General features: G+C 69.3%; 23 protein-coding genes. 15 read left to right on the top strand and 8 right to left on the bottom strand.

Annotation, left to right across the window (positions count from 1 at the left end):
• The first annotated feature begins 124 nt into the window (after window positions 1-124).
• The 4 genes from fmt to ribD all read left to right on the top strand — a co-directional run bounded on the left by fmt (window position 125) and on the right by ribD (window position 4,264).
• Window positions 125-1,057, top strand: a complete 933-nt coding sequence (fmt, locus tag U8D42_RS11795) for a methionyl-tRNA formyltransferase (protein WP_322861351.1) — start codon at window positions 125-127, stop codon at window positions 1,055-1,057.
• Window positions 1,054-2,442: an RsmB/NOP family class I SAM-dependent RNA methyltransferase gene (locus tag U8D42_RS11790; RefSeq protein ID WP_322861350.1), complete on the top strand. Its 1,389-nt coding sequence runs from the start codon at window positions 1,054-1,056 to the stop codon at window positions 2,440-2,442. Before fmt ends, U8D42_RS11790 begins: the two co-directional genes overlap by 4 nt.
• 116 nt (window positions 2,443-2,558) lie before the next feature.
• Window positions 2,559-3,245 (top strand): ribulose-phosphate 3-epimerase, encoded by a 687-nt coding sequence (rpe, locus tag U8D42_RS11785; protein ID WP_085238711.1) that lies wholly within the window; start codon window positions 2,559-2,561, stop codon window positions 3,243-3,245.
• Complete coding sequence (ribD, locus tag U8D42_RS11780; protein ID WP_322861349.1) at window positions 3,242-4,264, top strand: bifunctional diaminohydroxyphosphoribosylaminopyrimidine deaminase/5-amino-6-(5-phosphoribosylamino)uracil reductase RibD; 1,023 nt, start codon at window positions 3,242-3,244, stop codon at window positions 4,262-4,264. Before rpe ends, ribD begins: the two co-directional genes overlap by 4 nt.
• 6 nt (window positions 4,265-4,270) lie before the next feature.
• On the opposite strand, the gene U8D42_RS11775 is transcribed toward ribD, so the two are convergent.
• Together U8D42_RS11775 and U8D42_RS11770 are read right to left on the bottom strand one after the other, a co-directional pair.
• Entirely contained in the window at window positions 4,271-5,833 is a 1,563-nt protein-coding gene (locus tag U8D42_RS11775) for an MFS transporter (protein WP_322861348.1), read from the bottom strand.
• Window positions 5,830-6,537 carry an LppX_LprAFG lipoprotein gene (locus tag U8D42_RS11770; RefSeq protein WP_431523847.1) on the bottom strand — a complete coding sequence of 236 codons (708 nt, stop codon included), beginning with the start codon at window positions 6,535-6,537 and terminating at the stop codon, window positions 5,830-5,832. The genes U8D42_RS11775 and U8D42_RS11770 overlap by 4 nt, the downstream gene beginning before the upstream one ends.
• A 129-nt stretch (window positions 6,538-6,666) precedes the next feature.
• Here U8D42_RS11770 and U8D42_RS11765 point away from each other — a divergent pair, with 129 nt between their 5' ends.
• On the top strand, window positions 6,667-7,269 hold the full coding sequence (locus U8D42_RS11765) for a riboflavin synthase (protein WP_090423201.1): 603 nt from the start codon (window positions 6,667-6,669) through the stop codon (window positions 7,267-7,269).
• 38 nt (window positions 7,270-7,307) lie between these two features.
• Here the strand turns inward: U8D42_RS11765 and U8D42_RS11760 are convergent, their stop codons facing one another.
• On the bottom strand, window positions 7,308-7,583 hold the full coding sequence (locus U8D42_RS11760; RefSeq protein WP_322861346.1) for a hypothetical protein: 276 nt from the start codon (window positions 7,581-7,583) through the stop codon (window positions 7,308-7,310).
• Window positions 7,584-7,849: 266 nt separating this feature from the next.
• Here U8D42_RS11760 and U8D42_RS11755 point away from each other — a divergent pair, with 266 nt between their 5' ends.
• Genes U8D42_RS11755 through U8D42_RS11745 form a run of 3 tightly spaced genes read left to right on the top strand, consistent with a single transcriptional unit; the run spans window position 7,850 to window position 10,105 of the window.
• Window positions 7,850-9,127 (top strand): bifunctional 3,4-dihydroxy-2-butanone-4-phosphate synthase/GTP cyclohydrolase II, encoded by a 1,278-nt coding sequence (locus U8D42_RS11755; RefSeq protein ID WP_085238706.1) that lies wholly within the window; start codon window positions 7,850-7,852, stop codon window positions 9,125-9,127.
• Window positions 9,128-9,164: 37 nt separating this feature from the next.
• A complete protein-coding gene (ribH, locus tag U8D42_RS11750; RefSeq protein ID WP_085238705.1) occupies window positions 9,165-9,647 on the top strand; it encodes a 6,7-dimethyl-8-ribityllumazine synthase in 483 nt (160 codons plus the stop codon).
• Window positions 9,644-10,105, top strand: coding sequence for a PH domain-containing protein (locus U8D42_RS11745; RefSeq protein WP_322861345.1), 462 nt, complete (start codon window positions 9,644-9,646; stop codon window positions 10,103-10,105). The genes ribH and U8D42_RS11745 overlap by 4 nt, the downstream gene beginning before the upstream one ends.
• Before the next feature lie 47 nt (window positions 10,106-10,152).
• Here U8D42_RS11745 and U8D42_RS11740 read toward each other — a convergent pair whose 3' ends face one another.
• The 3 genes from U8D42_RS11740 to U8D42_RS11730 form a co-directional block, all read right to left on the bottom strand.
• Window positions 10,153-10,491 carry a hemophore-related protein gene (locus tag U8D42_RS11740; RefSeq protein WP_085238703.1) on the bottom strand — a complete coding sequence of 113 codons (339 nt, stop codon included), beginning with the start codon at window positions 10,489-10,491 and terminating at the stop codon, window positions 10,153-10,155.
• A 123-nt stretch (window positions 10,492-10,614) separates the two neighbouring features.
• Window positions 10,615-12,057 carry a PPE domain-containing protein gene (locus tag U8D42_RS11735; RefSeq protein WP_322861344.1) on the bottom strand — a complete coding sequence of 481 codons (1,443 nt, stop codon included), beginning with the start codon at window positions 12,055-12,057 and terminating at the stop codon, window positions 10,615-10,617.
• 354 nt (window positions 12,058-12,411) lie between these two features.
• Window positions 12,412-13,428 carry a cupin domain-containing protein gene (locus U8D42_RS11730; RefSeq protein ID WP_322861382.1) on the bottom strand — a complete coding sequence of 339 codons (1,017 nt, stop codon included), beginning with the start codon at window positions 13,426-13,428 and terminating at the stop codon, window positions 12,412-12,414.
• 264 nt (window positions 13,429-13,692) lie between these two features.
• Here U8D42_RS11730 and uvrC point away from each other — a divergent pair, with 264 nt between their 5' ends.
• The 7 genes from uvrC to U8D42_RS11695 all read left to right on the top strand — a co-directional run bounded on the left by uvrC (window position 13,693) and on the right by U8D42_RS11695 (window position 22,837).
• A complete protein-coding gene (gene uvrC / locus U8D42_RS11725) occupies window positions 13,693-15,648 on the top strand; it encodes an excinuclease ABC subunit UvrC (RefSeq protein ID WP_322861343.1) in 1,956 nt (651 codons plus the stop codon).
• 26 nt (window positions 15,649-15,674) lie between these two features.
• Window positions 15,675-16,562, top strand: coding sequence for an RNase adapter RapZ (gene rapZ / locus U8D42_RS11720; RefSeq protein WP_208859498.1), 888 nt, complete (start codon window positions 15,675-15,677; stop codon window positions 16,560-16,562).
• Window positions 16,559-17,635 (top strand): uridine diphosphate-N-acetylglucosamine-binding protein YvcK, encoded by a 1,077-nt coding sequence (yvcK, locus tag U8D42_RS11715; protein WP_322861342.1) that lies wholly within the window; start codon window positions 16,559-16,561, stop codon window positions 17,633-17,635. The genes rapZ and yvcK overlap by 4 nt, the downstream gene beginning before the upstream one ends.
• Window positions 17,632-18,609 (top strand): DNA-binding protein WhiA, encoded by a 978-nt coding sequence (gene whiA / locus U8D42_RS11710; RefSeq protein WP_090423477.1) that lies wholly within the window; start codon window positions 17,632-17,634, stop codon window positions 18,607-18,609. Before yvcK ends, whiA begins: the two co-directional genes overlap by 4 nt.
• 53 nt (window positions 18,610-18,662) lie before the next feature.
• Window positions 18,663-20,051 (top strand): WS/DGAT/MGAT family O-acyltransferase, encoded by a 1,389-nt coding sequence (locus tag U8D42_RS11705; protein ID WP_322861341.1) that lies wholly within the window; start codon window positions 18,663-18,665, stop codon window positions 20,049-20,051.
• Between the two features lie 332 nt (window positions 20,052-20,383).
• Window positions 20,384-21,568 (top strand): 3-hydroxy-9,10-secoandrosta-1,3,5(10)-triene-9,17-dione monooxygenase oxygenase subunit, encoded by a 1,185-nt coding sequence (gene hsaA, locus U8D42_RS11700; RefSeq protein ID WP_322861340.1) that lies wholly within the window; start codon window positions 20,384-20,386, stop codon window positions 21,566-21,568.
• An 18-nt stretch (window positions 21,569-21,586) separates the two neighbouring features.
• Window positions 21,587-22,837 carry a cytochrome P450 gene (locus U8D42_RS11695; protein ID WP_322861339.1) on the top strand — a complete coding sequence of 417 codons (1,251 nt, stop codon included), beginning with the start codon at window positions 21,587-21,589 and terminating at the stop codon, window positions 22,835-22,837.
• A gap of 9 nt (window positions 22,838-22,846) precedes the next feature.
• Here the strand turns inward: U8D42_RS11695 and U8D42_RS11690 are convergent, their stop codons facing one another.
• Window positions 22,847-23,992, bottom strand: coding sequence for a Rieske 2Fe-2S domain-containing protein (locus U8D42_RS11690; protein WP_322861338.1), 1,146 nt, complete (start codon window positions 23,990-23,992; stop codon window positions 22,847-22,849).
• A 126-nt stretch (window positions 23,993-24,118) separates the two neighbouring features.
• A complete protein-coding gene (locus U8D42_RS11685; protein ID WP_322861250.1) occupies window positions 24,119-25,483 on the bottom strand; it encodes an HNH endonuclease signature motif containing protein in 1,365 nt (454 codons plus the stop codon).
• Window positions 25,484-25,514 lie beyond the last annotated feature (31 nt).

Raw genomic sequence — 25,514 nt, 5'->3', positions numbered from 1 at the left:
GTCACTAGCACGGCAGTGCGGTCACCCGGCGAAGATGGTGACCTTTAGCAATAGTATGCATGAGAAATAATTTATGTGCGCAACTTACGGTCGGGTGGCATCCGTGTCTTCCTAGACTGGGCCGGTGCGTCTCGTCTTCGCCGGCACCCCCGAACCCGCGCTGCCCGCCCTGCGTCGCCTCATCGACTCGCCGCGTCACGAGGTGATCGCGGTGCTGACGCGGCCCGACGCCGCGGTCGGCCGGCACGGCAAGCCGCAGCCGTCGCCGGTGGCGCGCGAAGCGCTCGACCGCGGCATCCCGGTGCTGCGGCCGGGGCGACCGAACTCCGACGAATTCGTCGCCGAACTCTCGGAGCTGGCACCGGACTGTTGCCCGGTCGTGGCCTACGGAGCGTTGCTGCGCGACGCGCTGCTCGCGGTGCCCCCGCACGGGTGGATCAACCTGCACTTCTCGCTGCTGCCCGCCTGGCGGGGGGCGGCGCCGGTGCAGGCGGCGATCGCGGCCGGGGACACCATCACCGGGGCGACGACGTTTCGGATCGAGCCCAGCCTGGACTCCGGCCCCGTCTACGGCGTCGTCACCGAAACGATCCGGCCCACCGACACCGCCGGCGAATTGCTTGAGCGACTGGCCGATTCGGGTGCGGCCCTGCTGTCGACCACGCTGGACGGCATCGCCGACCAGACGTTGACGCCCCGCCCGCAACCCGCCGACGGCGTCAGCGTCGCGCCGAAAATCACCGTCGAGCAGGCCCGGGTGCGCTGGGACCTGCCCGCCGCGGTGGTGGAGCGGCGGATCCGCTCGGTCACGCCGAACCCGGGTGCCTGGACGATGATCGGCGACCTGCGCATCAAGCTTGGCCCGGTGCACATCGAGGCCGACGCCCCGGAAGCGTTGCCGCCCGGCGCTATTCACGTCGACCGCAAGAGCGTCTGGGTCGGGACGGGCTCGCAAGCCGTGCGGCTGGGCCAAATCCAGCCGCCCGGAAAGAAACTCATGAACGCCGTCGACTGGGCCCGCGGCGCGCGACTCGACGCCGCGGCGCGGGCGACATGAGCCCGCCCCGACCGCCGAACCGCGGGCGCGGCAAGCGGCGCCGGCCGCTCGACCCCGCGCGGGCCGCGGCGTTCGGCGTGCTGCGGGCGGTCACCGAGCGCGACGCCTACGCGAACCTGGCCCTGCCCGCCCTGCTGCGCGAACGCGGGATCACCGGCCGCGATGCGGCGTTCGCCACCGAGCTGGCCTACGGCACGTGCCGCACCCGGGGCCTGCTCGACGCGGTCATCGGCGCCGCCGCGGGCCGCTCGCCGGACACGATCGACCCGGTGCTGCTCGACCTGCTGCGCCTCGGCGCCTACCAGCTGCTGCGCACACGGGTGGACACCTACGCCGCGGTGTCCACCACGGTCGAGCAGGCTGGAATCGAATTCGATTCGGCCCGAGCCGGATTCGTCAACGGCGTGCTGCGGGCCATCGCCGCCCGAGACGAGAAGTCCTGGGTCGAGGAACTGGCGCCCGACCCTTCGCGGGACCCGGTCGGGCACGCCGCCTTCGTGCACGCCCACCCGCGCTGGGTCGCGCAGGCCTTCGCCGACGCGCTGGGGCCCGCCGCGGGCGAGCTGGACGCGCTGCTGGCCAGCGACGACGAGCGGCCGCAGGTGCACCTGGCGGCCCGCCCCGGGGTGCTGACCGCCGCGGAGCTGGCCGATGCCGTGGGGGGCACCGTCGGCAGGTATTCGCCCTACGCGGTGTACCTGCCGGGCGGCGATCCCGGGCGGCTGGCGCCGGTGCGCGACGGCGCGGCGCTGGTCCAGGACGAGGGCAGCCAGCTGGTGGCCCGCGCGCTCACGCTGGCGCCGGTCGAGGACGACGCCGGGCGGTGGCTGGATCTGTGCGCCGGCCCGGGCGGCAAGACCGCGCTGCTGGCCGCGATCGGCGCCGGTGCGGGGGCCCGCGTCACGGCGGTGGAGCCGGCCCCGCGCCGCGCCGACCTGGTGGCCGAGAACACCCGCGGGCTGCCCGTCGAGGTGCTGCGGGTCGACGGGCGGCAGACCGGACTCGAGCCGACGTTCGACCGGGTGCTGGTCGACGCGCCCTGCACCGGGCTGGGCGCGTTGCGGCGCCGGCCGGAGGCGCGGTGGCGGCGGCAGCCGGCCGACGTGCCGGTGCTCGCCAAGCTGCAGCGCGAGCTGCTGGGCGCCGCGATCGCGCTGACCCGGCCCGGCGGTGTGGTGCTGTACGCGACATGTTCGCCGCACCTGGCCGAAACCGTCGGCGTGGTCGCCGACGCGCTGCGCCGGCACCCGGTGTGCGCCTTGGACACCCGGCCGCTGTTCGAGCCCGTCACCGGGTTGGGGGACGGGCCGCATGTGCAGCTGTGGCCGCATCGGCACGGCACCGACGCGATGTTCGCGGCCGCGCTGCGCCGCGAAGCGGGGTAGGGCGGCGCGACCTGACGGGCGGTGCCGCGGCCGCGCTGCGCCGCGAAGCGGGGTAGGGCGGCGCGACTTGACGGGCGGGGCCGCGGCTGCGCTGCGCCGCAGATAGTCTGGCGCACATGCCTGGCAATACCGGTCGTCCGCTGATCGCGCCATCCATCCTGTCCGCTGACTTCGCGCGGCTGGCCGATGAGGCGGCCGCGGTGCGCGGCGCCGACTGGTTGCACGTGGACGTGATGGACAACCATTTCGTGCCCAACCTGACCATCGGCCTGCCGGTGGTCGAGAGCCTGCTGGCCGCCACCGCCATCCCGATGGACTGCCATCTGATGATCGAGGACCCGGACCGTTGGGCACCGCCGTACGCCGAGGCGGGCGCCTACAACGTCACCTTCCACGCCGAGGCCACCGACAACCCGGTTGCGGTGGCGCGCGACATCCGCGCCGCGGGCGCCAAGGCGGGCATCAGCGTCAAGCCGGGAACACCGCTGGAGCCGTACCTGGAAATCCTGCCGCAGTTCGACACCTTGCTGATCATGTCGGTCGAGCCCGGCTTCGGCGGCCAGAGCTTCATCCCCGAGGTGCTGAGCAAGGTCCGCACCGCGCGCAAGCTGATCGACGCGGGGGAGCTGACCATCCTGGTCGAGATCGACGGCGGCATCAACGACGACACCATCGAGCAGGCCGCCGAGGCCGGCGTCGACTGCTTCGTCGCCGGGTCGGCCGTGTACGGCGCCCAGGACCCGGAGGCCGCCGTGGCGGCACTGCGCAGACAGGCGGCGGCGGTGTCACCGCACCTGCGATGAACCCAGCCGTCGACGGGCTCGACGCGGCCATGCGCCTGGCGATCGAGCAGTCCAACCAGGTCAAGGGCACCACCTATCCGAACCCGCCGGTGGGCGCGGTCATCCTGGATGCGGACGGGGCGGTCGTCGGTGTGGGCGGCACCGAACCGGCCGGCGGCGACCATGCCGAGGTGCTGGCGTTGCGGCGGGCTGGCCAACTGGCGGTCGGCGGGACCGCGGTGGTCACGCTGGAGCCCTGCAACCACTACGGCAAGACCCCGCCGTGCGTGAACGCCCTGCTGGACGCGAAGGTGGGCGCGGTGGTCTACGCCGTCGCCGACCCCAACCCCGCCGCCGCCGGCGGCGCGGCCCGGTTGACCGAGGCGGGCGTGCAGGTGACGGCCGGGGTGCTGGCCGACGAAGTCGCCGGTGGGCCGTTGCGGGAATGGCTGCACAAGCAGCGCACCGGGCTGCCGCACGTGACCTGGAAATACGCCAGCAGCGTCGATGGCCGCAGCGCGGCCGCCGACGGCACCAGCCAGTGGATTTCCAGCGAGGCCTCGCGGCTGGACCTGCATCGCCGCCGCGGGGCGGCCGACGCGATCGTGGTCGGCACCGGCACCGTGCTGGCCGACGATCCGGCGTTGACGGCCCGGTTGCCCGACGGCTCGCTGGCCGACCGGCAGCCGCTGCGCGTGGTCGTGGGGATGCGCGAAATACCGGCGGAGGCAAAGGTTCTCAACGACGATTCGCGGACCATGGTGATTCGCACGCACGACCCCATGGAGGTGATCAAGGCGCTCTCGGACCGCACCGACGTCCTGGTGGAGGGCGGACCCACCCTCGCGGGCGCATTCCTGCGGGCGGGGGTGGTCAACCGCATCCTGGCCTACGTCGCGCCGATGCTGCTGGGCGGTCCCGTCTCCGCGGTCGACGACGTCGGGGTGCCCACGATCGCGCGGGCGCTGCGCTGGCAGTTCGACGGGGTCGACCGCGTCGGGCCGGATCTGTTGCTCAGCCTGGTGCCGCGCGGCGAGTAGGAGCGGTCAGCGCTGGTGCTCGCCGAGCGCCACGGTCTGCGGCTCGGGAATCTCCGGCTCCTCGGCGTGTTCCTTGCGGCCGCCGATGAGCAGGCCCAGCAGCGCTCCCACGATGCAGATGACCACGGTGGCGCTGAAGATGTCGCCGTACATCATCGCGAACGCCTTGAGGTACATGGTGCCCTGGGCGGCGATCCGCTCCAGCAGGGAGGCGTTGGGGGGTATCGCCGCGGTCAGCCCCGCCACGATCTGGTTGAACCGGTACAGGCCCCACGCGCTCAGCGCGGCCACACCGATGAGCATGCCGGTCATGCGAGCCACCACCACCGCCGCCGAGGCGATGCCGTGCTGCGCCGAGGGGACGACCCGCAGGGCGGCGGAGGTCAGCGGCCCGATCACCAGGCCGAGGCCGACACCGGCCACCAACAGGTCGGCGTGCAACACGGGGACGCTGAGCACCCCGAAGATGTCGTGCTTCTGGCTCAGCACGTCTTGACGCCAGTAGTGGATCAGCCAGTAGCCGTAGGCCGCGGTCAGCAGCCCGATGAAGGCCATCACGCGGTCGCCCACCCGGGTGGCGATCCAGCCGCCGAGCACCGCACCGATCGGCAGCGCGATCAGGAACCACAGCAGCAGCCCGGCGGCCTGCGTCTGGTCCATCTGCAGCACACCCTGCCCGAACAGCTCGACGTCCACCAGGGTCACCATCAGCGCCGCGCCCGCGGCGAGCGATGCGCCCAGCGCCGCCAGGAAGGGGCGGAAGTGCACCCCCGCCGGCTCGATCAGCCGGGTGCGCGCGAACCGTTCCCAGAGCAGGAACAGCACGGCGACCACGACGGCCCCGATGACCAGCGGCGGCCCGTAGCTCGGCAGGATCTGTTTGCCGTCGGGTTGGGGGTTGTACAGGCCGATGACGGCCAGGCCCAGCGCGACCGCGAGCAGCAGACCGCCGACCAGGTCCACCCGCTCGGGCTCCTCCACCCGCTCGTGCGAGGGCAGGCTGAACTGGATCATCACCATCGCGATCAAGGTCAGCGGGACGTTGATCCAGAAGACGTAGCGCCAATCGTGGAACAAGTACACGATGAAGATCCCGTACAGCGGGCCCAGCACGCTGCCGAGCTCCTGTGCGGCGCCGATGCCGCCCAGCACGCCGGCGCGGTTGCGTTGGGCCCACAGGTCGGCGCCGAGGGCGAGCGTGACCGGCAGCAGCGCGCCACTGGCCACGCCCTGGATGGTGCGGCCGCCGATCAGCAGGTGGAAGTCGCCCCAGTGCCCGGCCAGCGCGGTCACCACCGAACCCACCATGAACAGCGTCAGGCTGACCTGCAGCACCAGCTTGCGGCCGAACCGGTCCGACGCCCGGCCGAGCAGCGGCATCGCCGCGATGTAGCCCAGCAGGTACATCGTGATGATCCAGGTGATGCGCTGCAGCTGGTTGATCGGGATGTGAACGTCGCTCATGATGTCGCGCATGATCGTCACGACGACGTAGGCGTCCAGGGCGCCCAACAGCACCGCGAGGCTGCCGGCGCTGATCGCGACGCGGCGCCCGGTCTGCGAACTCATGAACTCACCGGGGGCTTGGTGACCTGAACCTGCTCGCCCCAATTGGACAGCGTGACCTGGACGGAATTGCCCGAACTCTTCTGCATGTTGGCCTGAACCAGCTGGTGGTCACCGGTCTCCTGGATCCACACCGTGCTCGGCACCGGCTGCGTCGCGTTGAACTGCGGCATGATCTTGTTCACCGCGTCCGCCGACACGTTGCCGCTGACGCGAATGGTGCTCTGGCCGTTGATGGTGTCGCGGCCCTCGGCCTTGGCGTTGGTGAAGTTCGCCAGCGCGTTGGCCAGCCCGGTGTCGGGGTTGAGCAGCACCGACACGTCGTAGATGTCGGACGCCTTGCCGAAGTCGCTCCACTTGTTCGGCGTCAGCGTGGCGTACAGGGTGCCGTCGACCACCACGAAGTTGGCGTCGATGTCGGAGCCGCCGAGGGTGATCGTGGCGTTGCCCGACGCCGCGGTGGCCGGGGCCGTGGTGAGGTCACCGGTCAACGTCTTGATGGGGAGCCCCTGGATCTTGCCCTGAATGGTCAGCACCAGGTGCACGCTCTTGACGTTCTTGGTGGCGTCGGCCGACTGCTTGACCAGGGTGGTGGCGTCGGGCAGCGGGGCGCCGCTCTGCTTTGAGCCCGACGAACAGCCGGCGACCAAGGCGGTGGCGAGGGTCAGGGATGCGAGGACGGCCGATAGACGGCGGCGGGTCTGCATACCTTGCATCGTAGAGGGTGCCGGTGACCGGCTTGGGGGACGCGGGGGCGCGGTGTCGCGCCGGGGCCGAACCTTTGGCGTGCTCACCAGCGCGGCCGCGGGTTCGCGGCGGCCGATTAACCTGATGCCATGTTCACCGGAATTGTCGAGGAACTCGGAGAGGTGACCGGCCGCGACGTGCTCGCCGACGCGGCGCGGCTGACCATCCGCGGACCCGTGGTTACCTCCGATGCCGGGCACGGCGATTCGATCGCCGTCAACGGCGTCTGCCTGACCGTCGCGGAGTTGCTGCCCGACGGCCAGTTCACCGCCGACGTGATGGCCGAGACCCTCAACCGGTCCAACCTGGGCGCGCTGCAGGTCGGCAGCCCGGTCAACCTGGAGCGCGCCGCGGCGGTCAACAGCCGCCTGGGCGGGCACATCGTGCAGGGACACGTGGACGGGACCGGCCAGGTGGTGGCCCGCACGCCGTCCGAGCACTGGGAAGTGGTGCGCATCGAGATCCCCGCGGGCGTGGCCCGCTACGTCGTGGAGAAGGGGTCGATCACGGTCGACGGCATCTCCCTGACGGTCTCCGGGCTCGGCAACGGGCCGGGGGACTGGTTCGAGGTTTCGCTGATCCCCACCACCCGCGAGCTGACCACCCTGGGTCGCGCCCCGGTCGGAACACAGGTCAACCTCGAAGTCGACGTCATCGCGAAATACGTGGAGAGGTTGCTCACCGCGCGCTGACTACGCCGCGTTCGGTGACGCGCGCCGTGCCGATCCGGTCAGCAGGGTTCGCCCGGCGGCGTCCAGTACGGCTCGCCGGACGGGGTGTAGCACGGCGGCGGCGCGTCGGGCGGCGGGGCCGTCATCGCATCGGCCGGAAGGACCCAGTTACCCCAGCGCCCCGGATCGGTGCACCCGCCGACACTCACGTGCCGGCCGCCGACGTCGGCGCACGCGTCGGCCGCCGCCGGTTGCGGGTGGGCGATCGCCGCCGCGAATCCCGCCGCGAACATCAAGGTCACGGCCGGTGCCGCAAGCCTCACTGTGATTTTCATCCGCTCAGCGTAGATTGCTGGCGCCCGATCAGGAGTCGTTTCGGCGTGCCGGTTCGCCCGGTGTCGAAGGGGCGCACGCCGCCGGCGGCGCCAGGGCGCCGGCGAGACCTGCCGCCGCACGGGGGCGGTCCGGGCCCGTGCGCGGGTCACCGGTGCCGGTCGCGCCGCGGGAACGCAGCGGCAATAACGTGTCCCGCGCGGTGGTTCATACTGAATGCAACACTTGGGCTCTTCCCGCGGACCCCTGAGACAGCAAGGTAGCGACGATGACGAGGTTGGACTCCGTCGAGAGGGCGGTTGCCGACATTGCGGCCGGTAAGGCCGTGGTCGTCATCGACGACGAGGATCGCGAGAACGAGGGCGACCTGATCTTCGCCGCCGAAAAGGCGACGCCGGAGCTGGTGGCGTTCATGGTCCGCTACACCTCGGGGTACCTGTGCGTGCCGCTGGACGGCGCGATCTGCGACCGGCTGGGGCTGCTGCCCATGTACGCGGTGAACCAGGACAAGCACGGGACCGCCTACACCGTCACCGTCGACGCGAGAAACGGTGTGGGTACCGGGATCTCGGCTTCCGATCGGGCCACCACCATGCGCCTGCTGGCCGATCCCGCCAGCGTCGCCAACGATTTCACCCGCCCCGGCCACGTGGTTCCGTTGCGTGCCAAGGATGGCGGCGTGCTGCGCCGCCCCGGCCACACCGAGGCCGCCGTCGACCTGGCCCGGATGGCGGGGCTGCAGCCGGCGGGCGCGATCTGCGAGATCGTCAGCCAGAAGGACGAAGGCTCGATGGCGCAGACCGATGAGCTGCGGGTCTTCGCCGACGAGCACGACCTCGCGCTGATCACCATCGCCGATCTGATCGAGTGGCGACGTAAGCACGAGAAGCACATCGAGCGGATCGCCGAGGCCCGCATACCCACCCGGCACGGCGAGTTCCGCGCGATCGGCTACGCCAGCATCTACGAGGACGTCGAACACGTGGCGCTGGTTCGTGGCGAGATCGCCGGGCCGAACGCCGACGGCGACGACGTGCTGGTCCGCGTGCACTCCGAGTGCCTGACCGGTGACGTGTTCGGTTCTCGCCGCTGCGATTGCGGGCCCCAACTGGATGCCGCGATGGCGATGGTCGCGCGGGAGGGTCGCGGCATCGTGCTGTACATGCGCGGCCACGAGGGCCGCGGCATCGGCCTGATGCACAAATTGCAGGCCTACCAGCTACAGGACGCCGGCGAGGACACCGTCGACGCCAACCTCAAACTCGGATTGCCCGCCGACGCAAGGGATTACGGAATCGGGGCGCAGATCCTGGTCGACCTCGGCGTCCGCTCCATGCGGCTGCTGACCAACAACCCGGCCAAGCGGGTGGGGCTGGACGGCTACGGCCTGCACATCATCGAGCGCGTGCCGCTGCCGGTGCGCGCCAACGCGGAGAACATCCGCTACCTGATGACCAAGCGCGACAGGATGGGCCACGACCTGGTGGGGTTGGACGACTTTCACGAATCCGTCCATCTGCCAGGCGAATTCGGCGGTGCTTTGTGAGTCGCGGGGTACGAAGCGATGAGGAGGAGTGGCGCCGATGAGTCCTGCGGCGGGTGTGCCGGATTTCCCACCGCTGGACGCATCCGGCCTGCGGCTGGCCATCGTCGCGAGCACCTGGCACACCGGGATCTGCGATGCCCTGCTGGCCGGTGCACGCAAGGTGGCGTCCGAGTCCGGTATCGACAACCCGACGGTGGTCCGGGTGATCGGCGCCATCGAAATCCCGGTGGTGGCACAGGAACTGACCCGCAATCACGACGCGGTGGTCGCCCTGGGTGTGGTGATCCGCGGGCAGACACCGCATTTCGATTACGTATGCGATGCGGTGACGCAGGGATTGACCCGGGTTTCGCTGGACTCGTCGACACCGGTGGCCAACGGCGTGCTGACCACCGACACCGAGGCGCAGGCGCTGGACCGCGCAGGCCTTCCCGGATCGGCCGAGGACAAAGGCGCCCAGGCGACCGGCGCGGCGCTGCAAACCGCGCTGACGCTGCGTGACCTGCGCTCTGGGTCGTGACCGAGCCGGGGGAATGGGACGTCGAATTGCGTCCCCACCGCACGCCGATATTCGTTTACGTGACGGCCGTCGTCATCGTGGTGGTCCACATCGCGATCGGCTTCCTGCTCAAGGTCGGCTCCACCGGCGTGGTGTTCCACACCAGCGACCAGGTGGCGATGGCGCTGCTCGGTGTGGTCCTCGCCGGCGTGATCCTGCTGTTCGCCCGGCCCCGGCTCCGGGTCGGGGCGGCCGGAATATCGGTGCGTAACCTGTTGGGCGACAGGCTGATCGAATGGCCAGACGTCGCCGGTGTCTCGTTCCCGGCGGGTAATCGCTGGGCGCGCATCGACCTGCCCGACGACGAGTACATCCCCGTGATGGCCATCCAGGCCGTCGACAAGGACCGCGCGGTCAACGCGATGGATACCGTCCGGTCATTGCTGGCGCGATACCGGCCCGACCTGCACACCCGCTGAAAAGGCTATCCGTGCCCCCGCACGGATAGCCCTTTCAGGTGGACGGCTCAGAAGTTCTTGCAGTCGGTCATCATCTGCTGGAAGATCGGCAGCGCCTGCTGCGCGCCCTGGTTGTGCTCGATGGCGTGGAGCAGGTTCACCCGCTGATCCGGCGACGACGCCAGGTACTGCTGCAGGAACTGCTGGTTCGGCGGCGACTGGTCGAGGTACTGAGCGGCCATCGGGTTTTCGGCGTGCACCGCCCGCATCGCCTGGTCGTAGGTGCAGGTCGTGTGGATCATCGGTCCGTAGTCGGGGGCAGCGGATGCGACCCCGGCCGCGGCGGTCGACGCCAATGCCAGACCGCCGACCCCGATCGCGAGCCTGGTCAACGAGCGCTTGAACATCTGTGGACTCCCTCCATTGATTACCACCCACTGTAACGTCCGGCTCCACCTCTGGTAGCCGAAATGGGAGCCCTCCAAACCGTTCACACCTGCGCCTGCACGGCGTCGGCGCTGGTCATCGGGCTATTCGGGACCGCGTTCGCCGGTTTCGGACGCCCAGTCGCCGGGCAGCATCGGCATGCTGGGACCGCCCCTTTCGTCGCCGCCGAGGGTGGCCAGGCCGGCCGCTTGACCGGCACCGGCCGAGTCCGCGGCGCCCGACCACCCCATCGTTCCCGCGCCATGAGCCGAGGCCGTCGGCGACGCGGCGTAGTCGTCCGGGTCGAGGTATTCATAGCGGTGCCCGGGGTCGATCAAGCCCCATCGGGTGCGCCTGCGCTGCTGGTTCCGTTCCCGCCGGGCCGAGGCGGTCGGCGCCGCGACGGCGTCGGGCACGCGCGATTTCCGGGCGATGCGCGAGCCGAGGCTCATGTCCGTGCCGGCCCCGAGCCCGGGGGGGCCGACGACGTAGGGATAGCTGAGAGCGGGGACGCCGGGGGCGGGCGGCGCCGGCGCCGGGGCGGACACCGACGCCGCGGTGGGCGCGGTCGCGTGCACCGGGGCGGTGGTGGGGGTCGGAGCGGGGGCGCCGAGACCGGGTGCCATCGCGACGGGCGTTCCCGTGTGGGACGGAGCCGGCGCGGCGGCGGGCAGCGTGGGTGCGGGTTGGCCTACGCCGGCCAACCCGGCCAGACCCGCCAGGCCCGCCGCGCCCGCGACGGGGAGGGAGACGAAGGGAGCAATCAGGCCGACGGAAAGCTGCGTCAATTGGGGCACTTGGGGGAGGAAGGTGTAGAGCGCCTCGCCCGCCCAGTGTGGAACCTGGGAGGCGAGCATCGGGTCGCTCATCAGGGTGTTGAGGACCGTGGACGGGTTGGATCCGGATTGGCTGAGATCTCCGTTGAGTTCTTGGGCAACTTCTTGCACGCGAGTTACCCACCAGCTCAGTTGGTCTGCGCCGCCACCCGCATCTTGGTTGGGGGGGTTGGCCAGCTGGATCGGCGGGGGCGGGGCGGTCGGCGGGACCCACGTCTGCGCGGTCTCGGACACTGCCTCATAGATCGCCATCGTGGTGGCCGCCTGCAGCCACATCCGCAGGTAGTCCATTTCATTGAGCGCAATCGGAATCGTGTTCACGCCAAAGAAATTCGTCGCCACCAGTTGCGCGAAAGCGGCGTGGTTGGCTTCGATCTCCTCCAGGGTCGGCATGGCGGACAGTGCAGCGGTATAGGCCGCGGCGACCGTCGCGGCCTCGAGGGACGCCGCCGTGCTGTTGGCGCTGTTCTGCAGAAGCCAGGCCAGGTAAGGCACATGGGCGGCCACGTACGCCTCCGCGCTGGGGCCCTGCCACGTTCCTGCCTGCACCGCGGCCAACAGGTCGCCGAGTTCCTGGGCCGCCGAGTCGTATTCGGCACTCAACGCCTGCCACGCCTGCTCGGCCGCCAGCAGGGATGCCGGCCCGGGACCGCTGGACAGCGCCGCCGAATGCACCTCGGGCGGGAAGGCGGCCCAGATCGGCATGGTCATCGGCGGCCCCCCGCGTGCGTCCGTGCCGCCATGTTGCGCTCCTCCCGACAAACCGGCCAGCGGTCCCGCGTGGCCGGCCGGCGCTGGCCCGGTCAGTCACGCGAGTAACCGCCTGTCCCGGCCTCCTAGTGGTGTTCGGCGTTTCGGCAATGCGACCTTGCGCGGTCTCGGCGGAGGCTGGGCGCCGATATCGCGTCGTGGGTCAACCGGCGCGTCCACGCGGTGCGACGGGCCAGCTGATCGGAAAAGCCAGCGGCTGACCGGGCAGAAAGCCGCATGTACCGAAGATTACGCCGAAAACCACCGCAAACGAGGATAGGCATTCCTCTTTCACCGGAGACGTGAAGGTAACTGTCAGCCGTTGGACAGCCGGACCAAGAATCCGTTCAGGATCAATGTCTGCGCCAGCCCGATCTGCTGCGCGGTGCTCAGCCCGGGTAGCTCGCCGACCCGAAACGGCTCCGTGCTGCCGGCGAGGAACAACATCGCCGCCTCATGGTCGGCGCCCGCGCCCACCGACAGCTGCGCGAATCGCAGCACGACGCGGTCGTCGACGTGCGCCACCCGCGCATAGAGCGGTTCATACTTCGCAACCAGCGTTCGCCCGTCGATCCCGACGGTGTCGCTGACCCTCCCGACCGGAGGGCATCGGCCCCGCCGGACCAAGACGTCGGCCAACGCGTCGAGGCTTTCGGTGAGGATCTCGGGATCCTCGAGGGCCCGCACGCTGTCGCGCACGAGCTCGCCCAGGCCGGCACGGGCGGATGCGTCATCCAGGTGGCGTGGCGATAGGCGCGCGTGCATCCGGGGGTCGCGCAGGCTCAGCGTGTGCAGCTCGTGCGTGAGGAGCGTGAGCACAGTGGGCGCGTGCAGCCCGATCGTGAGATGGACCGAGGGCTCGGAGCCGGTCTCGGCCGAATGCACTTGGCCGCGCGGCAGATACAGCACGTCGCCGGGTTGCAGGGTCACGTCGGTCGACGACGTGAGCCCGGCTGTCCCGACCCCCTTGCGTCGCTGGATCTCGTGCGGCGGCACCGCGGCCGCGTCGGACAGATGCCAGGTCTTGGACCCCTCGATCTGCAGGACCAGCACGTCGTGCGGGTCGTAGTGCGGGACGAAGCCGGTCGACTTCGGAGGCGTGGCGTAGGCATTGACCCGGGTCGGGAAGTTCAGCTCGACCTCGATGGAATGCGACAGGGAAGCGATCGTGCGCAGATAGCGCTCGACCCCATTCACGACGATCGTGTAGCCGCCGGCCAGGCCCTCGCGTACCCGCACCGGGTCAAGGCCGCCGTCGGCGCGGCGGTAGCTCGCCGGATCCTTGTCTGCCCCGCCCTTGACCAGTCGCATGGCCGACGGTTCCGGCTGCACATGCTCCAGGAGTACGTCGACGGCCGACGGCCCGGGAAGCAGCTTGTCGAAGTAGCCGGGCCGGCAGCGCTGGATGTGGTGGTGGCTGGTCGCCCAAATCTCGTCGAGGAAGGTATCAACGCCGACGGGGTGCAGCAACCAGGCTAGCGAAGACTCGACGGTGACCCCCGAACGTAGTGCCGACCGGTGTGCACCACACTAGACCGGCACCCGCACTCGCCCGGCCTTCTCGGCCACCCCGGCGACGGCTACTAGCCTGAATGGGTGCCAGATCCCGCCACCTATCGCCCCCCGCCCGGGTCCATCCCGGTCGAGCCGGGCGTCTACCGATTCCGGGATACGCACGGGCGGGTCATCTACGTCGGCAAGGCCAAAAGCCTGCGCAGCCGGCTGACGTCCTACTTCGCCGACGTCGCCGGCCTGCACCCGCGGACCCGGCAGATGGTGACCACCGCCGCCAAGGTGGAGTGGACGGTGGTCAACACCGAAGTCGAGGCGCTGCAGCTCGAATACAACTGGATCAAGGAGTTCGATCCCCGCTTCAACGTTCGCTACCGCGACGACAAGACCTACCCGGTGCTGGCCGTGACCCTCAACGAGGAGTTCCCCCGGCTGATGGTCTATCGCGGCCCGCGCCGCAAAGGCGTCCGCTATTTCGGGCCCTACTCCCACGCGTGGGCGATCCGGGAAACGCTGGACCTGCTCACCCGCGTCTTTCCGGCCCGCACCTGTTCGGCCGGTGTGTTCAAGCGGCACAAGCAGATCGATCGCCCCTGCCTGCTCGGCTACATCGACAAGTGCTCGGCGCCCTGCATCGGGCGGGTCAGCGCCGAGCAGCACCGCCAGATCGTCGACGACTTCTGCGACTTCCTGTCCGGCAAGACCGACCGCTACGCCCGCGAGCTGCAACAGCGGATGCAGGCCGCCTCCGACGAACTCGACTTCGAGCGGGCGGCGCGCCTCCGCGACGACCTCGGCGCTCTCAAGCGCGCCATGGAAAAGCAGGCCGTGGTGCTCGGCGACGGGACCGACGCCGACGTGGTCGCCTTCGCCGACGACGACCTGGAGGCGGCGGTCCAGGTGTTCCACGTTCGCGGCGGCCGGGTCCGCGGCCAGCGTGGCTGGATCGTCGAAAAGTCGGCGGAGGCCGGTGATTCCGGCGAGGAGCAGTTGGTCGAGCAATTCCTGACGCAGTTCTACGGCGAGCAGGCCGAACTCGGTGGTGCCTTGGGACAAACCACAGACGAAGCCGCCAACCCGGTTCCGCGCGAGGTGCTGGTGCCCTGCCTACCGTCCAACTCCGACGAGTTGACCAGCTGGCTGTCGGGTCTGCGCGGTTCGCGGGTCGCGCTGCGGGTGCCGCGCCGCGGCGACAAGCGGGCGCTGGCCGAAACCGTGCAACGCAACGCCAAAGAGGCGCTGCAGCAGCACAAGCTGAAACGGGCCGGCGATTTCAACGCCAGATCGGCTGCGCTGCAGAACATTCAGGAGGCCCTCGGCCTGGCCGACGCGCCGCTGCGCATCGAATGTGTGGACATCAGCCACGTGCAGGGCACCGACGTGGTGGGCTCGCTGGTGGTGTTCGAGGACGGCCTGCCGCGCAAGTCGGACTACCGCCACTTCGCGATCCGTGAAGCCGCGGGGCACGGCCGCTCCGACGACGTCGCCTCGATCGCCGAGGTGACCCGGCGCCGGTTCGCGCGGCACCTGAGCGAGCAGAACGACCCGAATATGCTTTCACCGGAGGGGAAATCGCGCCGGTTCGCCTATCCGCCCAACCTCTACGTCGTCGACGGTGGCGCACCGCAGGTCAACGCGGCCAGCGCCGTGCTCGAAGACCTCGGCATCACCGACGTCGCGGTGATCGGTCTGGCCAAGCGGCTGGAGGAGATATGGGTGCCGTCGGAGCCCGATCCCGTCATCATGCCCCGCAACAGCGAGGGCCTTTATCTGCTGCAACGAATTCGTGACGAGGCGCACCGGTTCGCCATCACCTACCATCGCAGCAAGCGATCCAAGCGAATGACCGCCTCGGCGCTGGATTCGGTGCCAGGATTGGGGGAACATCGCCGCAAGGCGCTGGTAACCCATTTCGGATCGATAGCCCGCCTCAAGGAGGCCACCGTCGACCAGATCACGGCCGTTCCCGGTATCGGTGTGGCCACCGCCACGGCCGTCCTCGAGGCGCTGCGGCCCGAGCGGCCCGGAGAAGCCGAATGACGGGTGAGTTGGCTGAGGGCCGCCCGATGGACGCCCGCCCGGATGGTGGGGCCGGCATCGACGTCGTACTGGTCACCGGGTTGTCGGGCGCCGGGCGGGGTACCGCCGCCAAGGTGCTCGAGGACCTCGGCTGGTATGTGGCCGACAACCTGCCGCCCCAGCTGATAACCCGGATGGTCGATTTCGGGCTGGCGGCCGGTTCGCGGATCACCCAGCTGGCGGTGGTGATGGACGTGCGGTCGCGCGGCTTCACCGGCGACCTCGACGAGGTGCGCAACGAGTTGGCCACCCGCAACATCAGGCCGCGGGTGGTGTTCATGGAGGCATCCGACGACATGCTGGTGCGCCGCTACGAACAGAACCGCCGCAGCCATCCGCTGCAGGGGGATCAGACCCTGGCCGAGGGCATCGCCGCCGAGCGCCGGATGCTGGCGCCGGTGCGCGCCACCGCCGACCTGATCATCGACACGTCGACGCTGTCGGTGCGGGGCTTGCGGGAGAGCATCGAGCGTGCGTTCGGCGGCGACGTCAGCACGTCGATCAGCGTCACCGTCGAATCGTTCGGCTTCAAGTACGGCCTGCCGATGGACGCAGACATGGTGATGGACGTGCGGTTCCTGCCCAACCCGCACTGGGTCGACGAGCTGCGTCCGCTGACCGGACAGGACCCGGCCGTCAGCCAATACGTGCTGAGTCAGCCCGGCGCCGCGGACTTTCTCGACGCCTACCATCGGTTGCTGTCTTTGGTCGTCGACGGTTACCGCCGGGAGGGCAAGCGCTACATGACGGTCGCCATCGGCTGCACCGGCGGTAAGCATCGCAGCGTCGCGATCGCCGAGGCGCTGATGGGGCTGCTCAAGGGCAATCCTCAACTGTCGGTGCGGGTGCTGCACCGGGATCTGGGGCGCGAATGAGCGCCCCGACGAATCAGGGCATCGTGGCGCTGGGCGGGGGACACGGCCTGTACGCGACGTTGTCCGCGGCGCGCCGGCTGACTCCCCATGTCACCGCGGTGGTGACCGTCGCCGACGACGGCGGTTCGTCCGGGCGGCTGCGCAGCGAACTGGATGTGGTGCCGCCGGGCGATCTGCGAATGGCATTGGCGGCCTTGGCGTCTGACAGCCCGCACGGGCGGCTCTGGGCGACCATCCTGCAGCACCGGTTCGGCGGCAACGGTGCGTTGGCCGGACACCCGATCGGCAACCTGATGCTCGCCGGGCTGTCCGAGGTGCTGGCCGATCCGGTGGCCGCCCTCGACGAGCTCGGCCGGATCCTCGGTGTCAAGGGCCGGGTGCTGCCGATGTGCCCGATCGCGCTGCAGATCGAGGCCGACGTGTCCGGCCTGGAGACCGATCCGCGGATGTTCCGGCTGATCCGCGGCCAGGTGGCGGTTGCCACCACACCGGGCAAGGTGCGGCGGGTACGGCTGCTGCCGTCCGACCCCCCGGCGACCCGGCAGGCCGTCGACGCCATCATGGCCGCCGACCTGGTGGTGTTGGGTCCCGGCTCGTGGTTCACCAGCGTGATCCCGCACGTGCTGGTGCCCGGGCTGGCGGCCGCGCTGCGCGCCACCACCGCCCGTCGTGCGCTGGTGCTCAACCTGGTGGCCGAGCCGGGGGAGACGGCCGGCTTCTCGGTCGAGCGTCATCTGCACGTGTTGGCCCAGCACGCACCGGGTTTCACCGTGCACGACATCATCATCGATGCCGAGCGGGTCCCCGGCGAGCGGGAGCGGGAACACCTGCGCCGCACGGCGATGCTGCTTTCGGCCGAGGTCCACTTCGTCGACGTGGCCCGACCTGGTACACCTTTACATGACCCGGGCAAGCTCGCGGCGGCCCTGGACGGGGTACGGGCGGCCCACAAGGGTCCGGGAGCGCCCCCGGTCACGGCCACCGCGGATATTCGGGTCGACGGTGCAAGCCCACAGACCGGTGGCAACGGACCGGCCGGCAGCGGACCAAGGGGTGACGACGCGTGGCGATGACGACCGAAGTCAAGGACGAGCTCAGCCGCCTGGTCGTGAAGTCGGTCAGCGCGCGCCGCGCGGAAGTGACGTCCCTGCTGAGGTTCGCCGGCGGGTTGCACATCGTCGGCGGCCGGGTGGTGGTGGAGGCCGAGGTGGACCTGGGCAACGTCGCCCGGCGGCTGCGCAAGGACATCTTCGAGCTCTACGGCTATAGCGCCGTCGTGCATGTGTTGTCCGCCAGCGGGATTCGCAAGACCACCCGCTACGTGCTGCGGGTGGCCAACGACGGTGAGGCGCTGGCACGCCAGACCGGCCTGCTCGACAACCGTGGCCGCCCGGTGCGGGGTCTGCCCGCCCAGGTGGTGGGTGGCAGCATCACCGACGCCGAAGCCGCCTGGCGCGGAGCCTTCCTGGCACACGGCTCGCTGACCGAGCCGGGGCGGTCGTCGGCTCTGGAGGTCAGCTGCCCCGGACCGGAGGCCGCGCTGGCGTTGGTGGGCGCGGCGCGCCGGCTCGGGGTCAGCGCGAAGGCCCGCGAGGTGCGTGGCGCCGACCGGGTGGTGGTGCGCGACGGTGAAGCCATCGGCGCGCTGCTGACCCGGATGGGCGCGCAGGACACCCGGCTCGTCTGGGAGGAGCGCCGGATGCGCCGCGAGGTGCGGGCGACGGCCAACCGGCTCGCCAACTTCGACGACGCCAACCTGCGCCGGTCGGCCCGGGCCGCCGTCGCGGCGGCCGCCCGGGTGGAACGCGCGCTGGAGATCCTCGGCGACACCGTCCCCGACCATTTGGCCTCGGCCGGCAAGCTGCGCGTCGAGCACCGGCAGGCCTCGCTGGAGGAGCTGGGCCGGCTCGCCGACCCCCCGATGACGAAAGATGCTGTCGCCGGCCGCATTCGGCGGCTGCTGTCGATGGCCGATCGCAAGGCCAAGATCGAGGGCATCCCCGATACTGAATCGGCGGTGACCCCGGATCTGCTGGAAGACGCGTAACCGGTCGCGTCAATCGCTGTTCGCAACGGGTGGGTGGGGGCTACGGTCGGGTGATGAAGCGGCTTTCGAGCGTTGATGCGGCGTTTTGGTCGGCCGAGACTTCAGGCTGGCACATGCATGTGGGCGCACTGGCGATTTGCGACCCGAAGGGTTCGCCGGAGTACAGCTTCCAGCGGCTCCGCGAGCTGATCATCGAGCGGCTGCCCGAGCTGCCGCAGCTGCGGTGGCGGGTCACCGGTGCGCCGCTCGGCCTGGACCGGCCGTGGTTCGTCGAAGACGAGGAGTTGGACATCGACTTCCACATCCGGCACATCGCCGTGCCGGCGCCCGGCGGCCGCCGCGAGCTGGAGGAGCTGGTGGGCCGGCTGATGTCCTACAAGCTGGACCGCGCCCGGCCGTTGTGGGAGATGTGGGTGATCGAGGGCGTCGAGGGCGGCCGGGTCGCGTCGCTGACCAAGATGCACCACGCCATCGTCGACGGCGTCTCTGGTGCCGGCCTGGGGGAGATCCTGTTGGACGTCACGCCGGAACCGCGCCCGCCGCAACGGGAAACGGTCGGATCGCTGGTGGGCTCGCGGATCCCGGGCATCGAACGGCGGGCGGTGGGCGCGCTCATCAACGTCGGCGTCAAGACGCCCTTCCGCATTGCCAGGCTCGTGGAACAGACCGTGCGCCAGCAGATCGCCGCGCTGGGCGTGAGCGGCCGTCCCCCACGGTATTTCGAAGCGCCCAAGACGCGGTTCAACGCGCCCGTGTCCCCGCACCGGAGGATCACCGGCTGCCGCGTCGAGCTGGCGCGGGCCAAGGCCGTCAAGGACGCCTACGGTGTCAAGCTCAACGACGTCGTGCTGGCTCTGGTGGCCGGCGCCGCCCGGGAGTACTTGCAGAAGCGTGGTGAGCTGCCCGCCAAACCGCTCATCGCCCAGATCCCGGTCTCCACCCGCACCGACGACGATAAGGACGACGTCGGCAACAAGGTGAGCTCGATGACCGTGTCGCTGGCCACCGACGTCGACGACCCCGCCGAGCGGCTGCGGGCCATCCACGAAAGCACCCAGAACGCCAAGCTGATGGCCAAGGCGTTGTCGGCGCACCAGATCATGGGCCTGACCGAGACCACGCCCCCGGGACTGCTGCAGTTGGCCGCGCGGGCCTACACCGCCAGCGGGCTGTCGCGGAACCTGGCGCCGATCAACCTGGTCGTGTCCAATGTGCCGGGCCCGCCATTCCCGTTGTATATGGCCGGCGCCAAACTGGATTCGCTGGTGCCGCTCGGCCCGCCGGTCATGGATGTCGCCCTGAACATCACTTGCTTCTCCTACACCGACTACCTGGACTTCGGTTTCGTGACGACGCCCGAGGTGGCCAACGACATCGACGACATGGCCGACCGGATCGAGGCGGCGCTCACCGAACTCGAGAAGGCGGCCGCCCGGGAGTAAGCGGCGATCGCAAGCGCGGCGTACTCGGGCGCAGTCCCCCGCAAGCGGGAGGTGCCCCCAGGTCGCTGCCATGGGGCGAGCGGTGATCGCAAGCGCGGCGTAGTCGGGCGCAGCGGACGGACTCATCAGCGACGCCAATTCCCATCGCGGGCAGCACCCGCGTCACGGCTGTGGGACTTTATGCCCTAGCTGCGACTCGGCGCGCGGCCATAATTAGAACAAGTTACAGGGTAGGTTTTATTGCTTCTGTACAGGGAAAACAATGAAATACTCGATCAAGACCGCAATGTGCTCTAGTCCTGTGACCGGGTGCGTGCGCGTGGAGGTGAGCAGTGACGACCATTCAAGAAGTCGACGCCCAGTCCGTGCTGGCCGCCATCGACGATCTCTTGCCCACACTGCGGCAGCGGGCGCTGGAGACCGAGGGGCTGCGGCGGCTACCGGACGCCACTGTCAGCGAGCTGCAGGATATCGGTTTCTTCCGGCTGCTGCAGCCAGCGCAGTGGGGCGGGATGCAGTGTGATCCCACGGTGTTCTTCGAGGCCGTCCGGCGCGTGGCCAGTGCGTGCGGGTCCACCGGATGGGTGGCATCGATTCTCGGCGTGCACAACTGGCACGCGGCGCAGTTCGACCAACAGGCCCAGCAAGACCTCTGGGGCGAGGACACAGACGTGCGCATCTCCTCGTCATACGCCCCGATGGGTGCCGGCCGGGTGGTCGACGGTGGCTACCTGGTCAATGGCTCGTGGAGTTGGTCGTCGGGTTGCGACCACGCCACGTGGACGTTCGTCGGCGGCCCGGTGATCAAGGACGGCCAGCCGGTCGACTTCGGCAGCTTCTTGATCCCGAAAAGCGATTACCGCATCGACGACGTCTGGCATGTCGTCGGCCTGAAGGGCACCGGCAGCAACACCCTGGTGATCAAGGACGTGTTCGTGCCCCGGCACCGATTCCTGTCCTATAAGGCGATGAACGACCACACTGCCGGTGGGCTGGTGACCAACACCGACCCGGTCTACAAGATGCCATGGGGCACAATGCATCCCACCACGATCACCGCCCCCATCGTCGGCATGGCCTACGGCGCCTACGACTCCCACGTCGAGCATCAGGGCAAGCGGGTGCGTGCCGCGTTCGCGGGGGAGAAGTCCAAGGACGACCCGTTCGCCAAGGTGCGTATCGCCGAGGCGGCCAGCGACATCGACGCCGCGTGGCGACAGCTGATCGGCAACGTCGGCGACGAGTACTCGTGTCTGGTGGCGGGTCGGGAGGTCCCGTTCGAGCTGCGGACCCGGGCCCGTCGTGACCAGGTGCGCGCCACCGCCCGCGCGGTCGCCTCGATCGACCGGTTGTTCGACGCCTCGGGTGCCACCGCGTTGGCCAATAGCGCTCCGGTGCAACGGTTCTGGCGCGACGCGCACGCCGGCCGGGTGCACGCCGCCAACGATCCCGAGCGGGCCTACCTGATCTTCGGCAACCACGAATTCGGGCTGCCGCCCGCCGACACGATGGTCTGACTCGCAGAGGAGCCAACGATGACCTGCCCGCACCTTCCCCCCGGATTCGACCCGACCGACCCGGACATCTACGCCGAGCGTCTGCCCGTCGAGGAGCTCGCCGAACTCCGCCACAACGCACCGATCTGGTGGTGTGATCAGCCCATCGGCAAGGGCGGCTTCAACGACGGCGGCTTCTGGGTGGTGACTAAGCACAAGGACGTCAAGGAGGTGTCGCTGCGCAACGACGTCTTCTCCAGCTGGCTCAACGGCGCCATTCCGCGCTTCGCCGACGACATGAGCCGTGAGGACATCGACCTGCAGCGCTTCGTGCTGCTCAACATGGACCCGCCGCACCACACCCGGCTGCGCCGGATCATCTCCCGCGGGTTCACGCCGCGCGCGATCGGCCGGCTGCGCGACGAGCTCAACGAACGGGCGCAGGCGATCGCCAAGGCGGCCGTCGCCGAGGCGTCCGGTGATTTCGTCGAGCAGGTCGCGTGCGAACTGCCGCTGCAGGCCATCGCCGGGCTGCTCGGCGTGCCGCAGGAGGACCGCGGCAAGCTGTTCCGGTGGTCCAACGAGATGACCGGCGCCGAGGATCCGGAATACTCGCATATCGATCCCAAGGCGTCGTCGGCGGAGGTGCTGGCCTACGCGATGAAAATGGCGGAGCTCAGGGCCGAAAACCCCGGCGACGACATCGTTTCCACGCTGCTGCAGGCCGATATCGACGGCGAGAAGCTCTCCGACGACGAGTTCGGGTTCTTCGTGATGATGCTGGCGGTTGCCGGCAACGAGACCACCCGCAATTCGATCACCCAGGGCATGATGGCGTTCGCCGACTTCCCCGACCAGTGGGAGCTGTACAAGAAGGAGCGCCCGGAGACTGCGGCGGACGAGATCGTCCGGTGGGCCACCCCGGTCACCGCCTTCCAGCGCACCGCCAAGGAGGACACCGAGCTGTCGGGCGTGAAGATCAAGAAGGGCCAGCGGGTGTTGATGTTCTACCGCTCGGCCAACTTCGACGAGGACGTCTTCACCGATCCGTTCACCTTCGACATCTTGCGTAACCCCAACCCGCACGTGGGATTTGGCGGCACCGGCGAGCACTACTGCATCGGCGCCAACCTGGCCAAGTTGACGATCAACCTCATGTTCAACGCCATCGCCGACCACATGCCTGACCTCACGCCCCTCGCCAAGCCGGAGCGGATCCGGTCGGGCTGGCTCAACGGGATCAAGCACTGGCAGGTCGATTACACCGGCAAGTGCCCCGTGCAGCACTGACGGGCGCTGCTACCCGGGCTGCGCCACCTTGGGCCGCAGGTTCTCTTCCACCTCGGTGTGCCAATGCTTGTTCGCGGCCGTGGTGTCGACCTCGTACTCGAAGCGGTCGGTCATCTGCGGCGTGACGTCGCCGGCGTCCACATAGAACTGCTGATACCAGCGACGCAGCTGATAGACCGGGCCGTCCTCTTCCACCAGCAAGGGGTTTTCGATGCGGGTCTTGTGCTTCCAGATCTCGACGTCCTGTAAGAAGCCCATGCTGACGCCGTCGGTGAACGCTTCGGAGAGCTTCTCGGTGGCGGCGTCGTCCATGCCCTCGGGCTTCCGCACGATGATGCCCCACTGCAGCATGAAGGAGTTCTGTGTGACGGGGTAGTGGCAATTGACGAGGATCGATTCCACCTTGTAGCCGCCGTAACTGTTGTGCAGCCAGTTGATCATGAAGGACGGGCCGAAGTAGGAGGCCTCGGAGTCCAGCGTCTGTTCGCCGGTGTAGTGGGAACCGCCGAGCAGCACGTCGGGCCGGCCGACGGTGCGCAGATACTGCGAAGCGATATGGCCCTCGAAGACGTTCTTGAAGTACGTCGGGAAGCCGTAGTGGATGTAGAAGAAATGCGCCATGTCGACGATGTTGTCGACGATCTCGCGGCAGTTCGAACCCTCGATGAGCTCACTGCGCCACCGCCAGTTCGTCCATTCGTCGCTGGCGGCCTCGGGGATATCGGGAATCTGCAGTTCCGGTGACGGTGGGTTGCCCTCGTGGTCGTGCCAGACGAACAACAGACCGTTGTGCACCTCGGTAGGCCACGAGCGGGTGCGCGCCATCCGCGGTGTGCGCTTGGCGTACGGCACCTCCTTGCACTTGCCGTCGCCGCCCCACCGCCAGTCGTGAAACGGGCACGCGACGGTATCGCCCTTGATCGTGCCCTGCGACAAGTCGCCGCCCATGTGCCGGCAATAGGCGTCGAGGACCCGCAGGTTGTGTTCGGTGTCGGCGAAGACGACGAGCTTGGTGCCGAAGATGTTGACCGGGTGAGGCTTGCCGTCGAGGAAGTCCTTGGCCACGCCCAGGCAGTGCCAGCCGCGAGCAAACCGGGTCGGCAACGTTCCGACGTCGATCTCCCGGACGCCGATCCCAGCGGTATCGATACTCACTTCGCGCCTCCAGCCGCTCACCGGGCCTACTAGAACACGTTATAGTTTTGCGTCCGCGCGGCAGATATACACGCAGGCTAAAGCCACTACTTTTGTGACTTATGGCCCTAGTTGGCGCGCGTTGCGTCAATCGGGTTCGTCGTCGTCTTCGTGGTGGAGGAGTCGTTCGGGGTGGTGGTAGCTGTTGGTGCGGGGTTGGCCGCGGTCCAGGTGGGGTGGGGGGATCCATTCGGTTTGGCCGCGGGCGTTGGTGCGGGTGGTCCAGCCGTGTTCGGCGAGCCGGTTGTCGGGGCCGCAGGCCAGGGTGAGGTCGTCGATGTCGGTGCGGCGGGTGGCCTGCCAGCCTTTGATGTGGTGGACTTGGCTGTGGTAGGCGGGGGCGTCACACCCGGGTTTGGTGCAGCCACGGTCCTTCGCGTACAGCATGATTCGTTGGGCGGGTGAGGCCAGGCGTTTGGTGTGCCACAGCGCCAGTGACCTGCTCTTGTCGAAGATCGCCAGGTAGTGGTGGGCGTGGCTGGCCCAGCGGATCACATCGCTCATGGGCACCAGGGTGCCGCCGGCGGTCAGCGCCTTGCCGGCGGCGGCTTCGAGGTCCTGCAAGGTGGTGGTGACCACGATCGACACCGGCAGCCCGTTGTGCTGACCCAGGTCCCCGGAAGCGAGCAGTCCGCGCAGTCCGGCCAGGAAGGCGTCATGGTTGCGCTGAGCCTGGGAGCGGGTGTCGCGACGCACCCCGTCCTCATCGGGTGTCTGGTCGAGCACCGGGGTCTCGTCGTCGGGGTTGCACACCCCCGGTCCGGCCAGCTTGGCCAGCATGGCCTCGATCGCGGCCCGCAGCTCCGGGGTCACCAGCCCGCTCAGGCGTGACATGCCATCGCCTTCCTGGGCGCCCAGGATGATCCCGCGTCTGCGGGCCCGCTCGGCGTCGCTGAAATCCCCGTCGGGGTGCAGCCAATCCATCACCCGCTGGGCGTATTTGGCCAACTCCTCGGGCCGATACCCGGTGGCCTTGTCGGCCAGGTCGGCCTCGGCGGCCTGGCGGGTGAACGCGTCGATCTCGGCGGGCAGCTGGGCGAAAAAGCTGCGGATCACTTTGACGTGGCCGTCGCCGATGAGCCCGGCGCGCTGTCCGGTCGCGGTCGCGCTCAACCGCGGCGCCAACGGCTCACCGGTCAGCGCCCGGCGCTCGCCCAGGTCGTGGGCCTCGGCGATGCGCCGGGCGGCCTCGGCTTTCGTGATGCGCAACCGGTCGGCCAGCCCCGCACGCAGCGAGCCGCCCAGCTCCTCGGGGCTGGCCTGGGCGTCGAGCTGGTTGATCAACGCATGCTGGGGTGCGCGCAGCCGGCGGGCCACGCGCTCCACCCGCTCCAGGGCAGCCAACCGCTCCGAGGTGGTCAACACGTCAAAAGACAACCCGCACAGGCGATCCGCGTCATGATCGAGCGCGTCGAACACCTCGACGATCTCCTCACGACTGCTCGCACCCATACCCCAAACCCTAGAAACCCCCACCGACAAA

This window comes from Mycobacterium europaeum (assembly GCF_034555895.2).
In the GTDB taxonomy this organism is placed as follows: Bacteria; Actinomycetota; Actinomycetes; order Mycobacteriales; family Mycobacteriaceae; genus Mycobacterium; species Mycobacterium europaeum.
This window is presented reverse-complemented; position numbering and strand designations above follow the sequence as displayed.

What these genes read in the sequence shown, in the direction of transcription:
- ribD (WP_322861349.1), top strand. Translation starts at nt 3,242, where the DNA reads ATGAACCCAGCCGTCGACGGGCTCGACGCGGCCATGCGCCTGGCGATC.
- U8D42_RS11735 (WP_322861344.1), bottom strand. Translation starts at nt 12,057, where the DNA reads ATGACCATGCCGATCTGGGCCGCCTTCCCGCCCGAGGTGCATTCGGCG.
- U8D42_RS11685 (WP_322861250.1), bottom strand. Translation starts at nt 25,483, where the DNA reads ATGGGTGCGAGCAGTCGTGAGGAGATCGTCGAGGTGTTCGACGCGCTC.
- U8D42_RS11760 (WP_322861346.1), bottom strand. Translation starts at nt 7,583, where the DNA reads ATGAAAATCACAGTGAGGCTTGCGGCACCGGCCGTGACCTTGATGTTC.
- U8D42_RS11740 (WP_085238703.1), bottom strand. Translation starts at nt 10,491, where the DNA reads ATGTTCAAGCGCTCGTTGACCAGGCTCGCGATCGGGGTCGGCGGTCTG.
- U8D42_RS11765 (WP_090423201.1), top strand. Translation starts at nt 6,667, where the DNA reads ATGTTCACCGGAATTGTCGAGGAACTCGGAGAGGTGACCGGCCGCGAC.
- rapZ (WP_208859498.1), top strand. Translation starts at nt 15,675, where the DNA reads ATGGACGCCCGCCCGGATGGTGGGGCCGGCATCGACGTCGTACTGGTC.
- U8D42_RS11790 (WP_322861350.1), top strand. Translation starts at nt 1,054, where the DNA reads ATGAGCCCGCCCCGACCGCCGAACCGCGGGCGCGGCAAGCGGCGCCGG.
- U8D42_RS11755 (WP_085238706.1), top strand. Translation starts at nt 7,850, where the DNA reads ATGACGAGGTTGGACTCCGTCGAGAGGGCGGTTGCCGACATTGCGGCC.
- U8D42_RS11775 (WP_322861348.1), bottom strand. Translation starts at nt 5,833, where the DNA reads ATGAGTTCGCAGACCGGGCGCCGCGTCGCGATCAGCGCCGGCAGCCTC.
- whiA (WP_090423477.1), top strand. Translation starts at nt 17,632, where the DNA reads ATGACGACCGAAGTCAAGGACGAGCTCAGCCGCCTGGTCGTGAAGTCG.
- ribH (WP_085238705.1), top strand. Translation starts at nt 9,165, where the DNA reads ATGAGTCCTGCGGCGGGTGTGCCGGATTTCCCACCGCTGGACGCATCC.
- U8D42_RS11770 (WP_431523847.1), bottom strand. Translation starts at nt 6,537, where the DNA reads ATGCAGACCCGCCGCCGTCTATCGGCCGTCCTCGCATCCCTGACCCTC.
- rpe (WP_085238711.1), top strand. Translation starts at nt 2,559, where the DNA reads ATGCCTGGCAATACCGGTCGTCCGCTGATCGCGCCATCCATCCTGTCC.
- yvcK (WP_322861342.1), top strand. Translation starts at nt 16,559, where the DNA reads ATGAGCGCCCCGACGAATCAGGGCATCGTGGCGCTGGGCGGGGGACAC.
- U8D42_RS11705 (WP_322861341.1), top strand. Translation starts at nt 18,663, where the DNA reads ATGAAGCGGCTTTCGAGCGTTGATGCGGCGTTTTGGTCGGCCGAGACT.
- U8D42_RS11695 (WP_322861339.1), top strand. Translation starts at nt 21,587, where the DNA reads ATGACCTGCCCGCACCTTCCCCCCGGATTCGACCCGACCGACCCGGAC.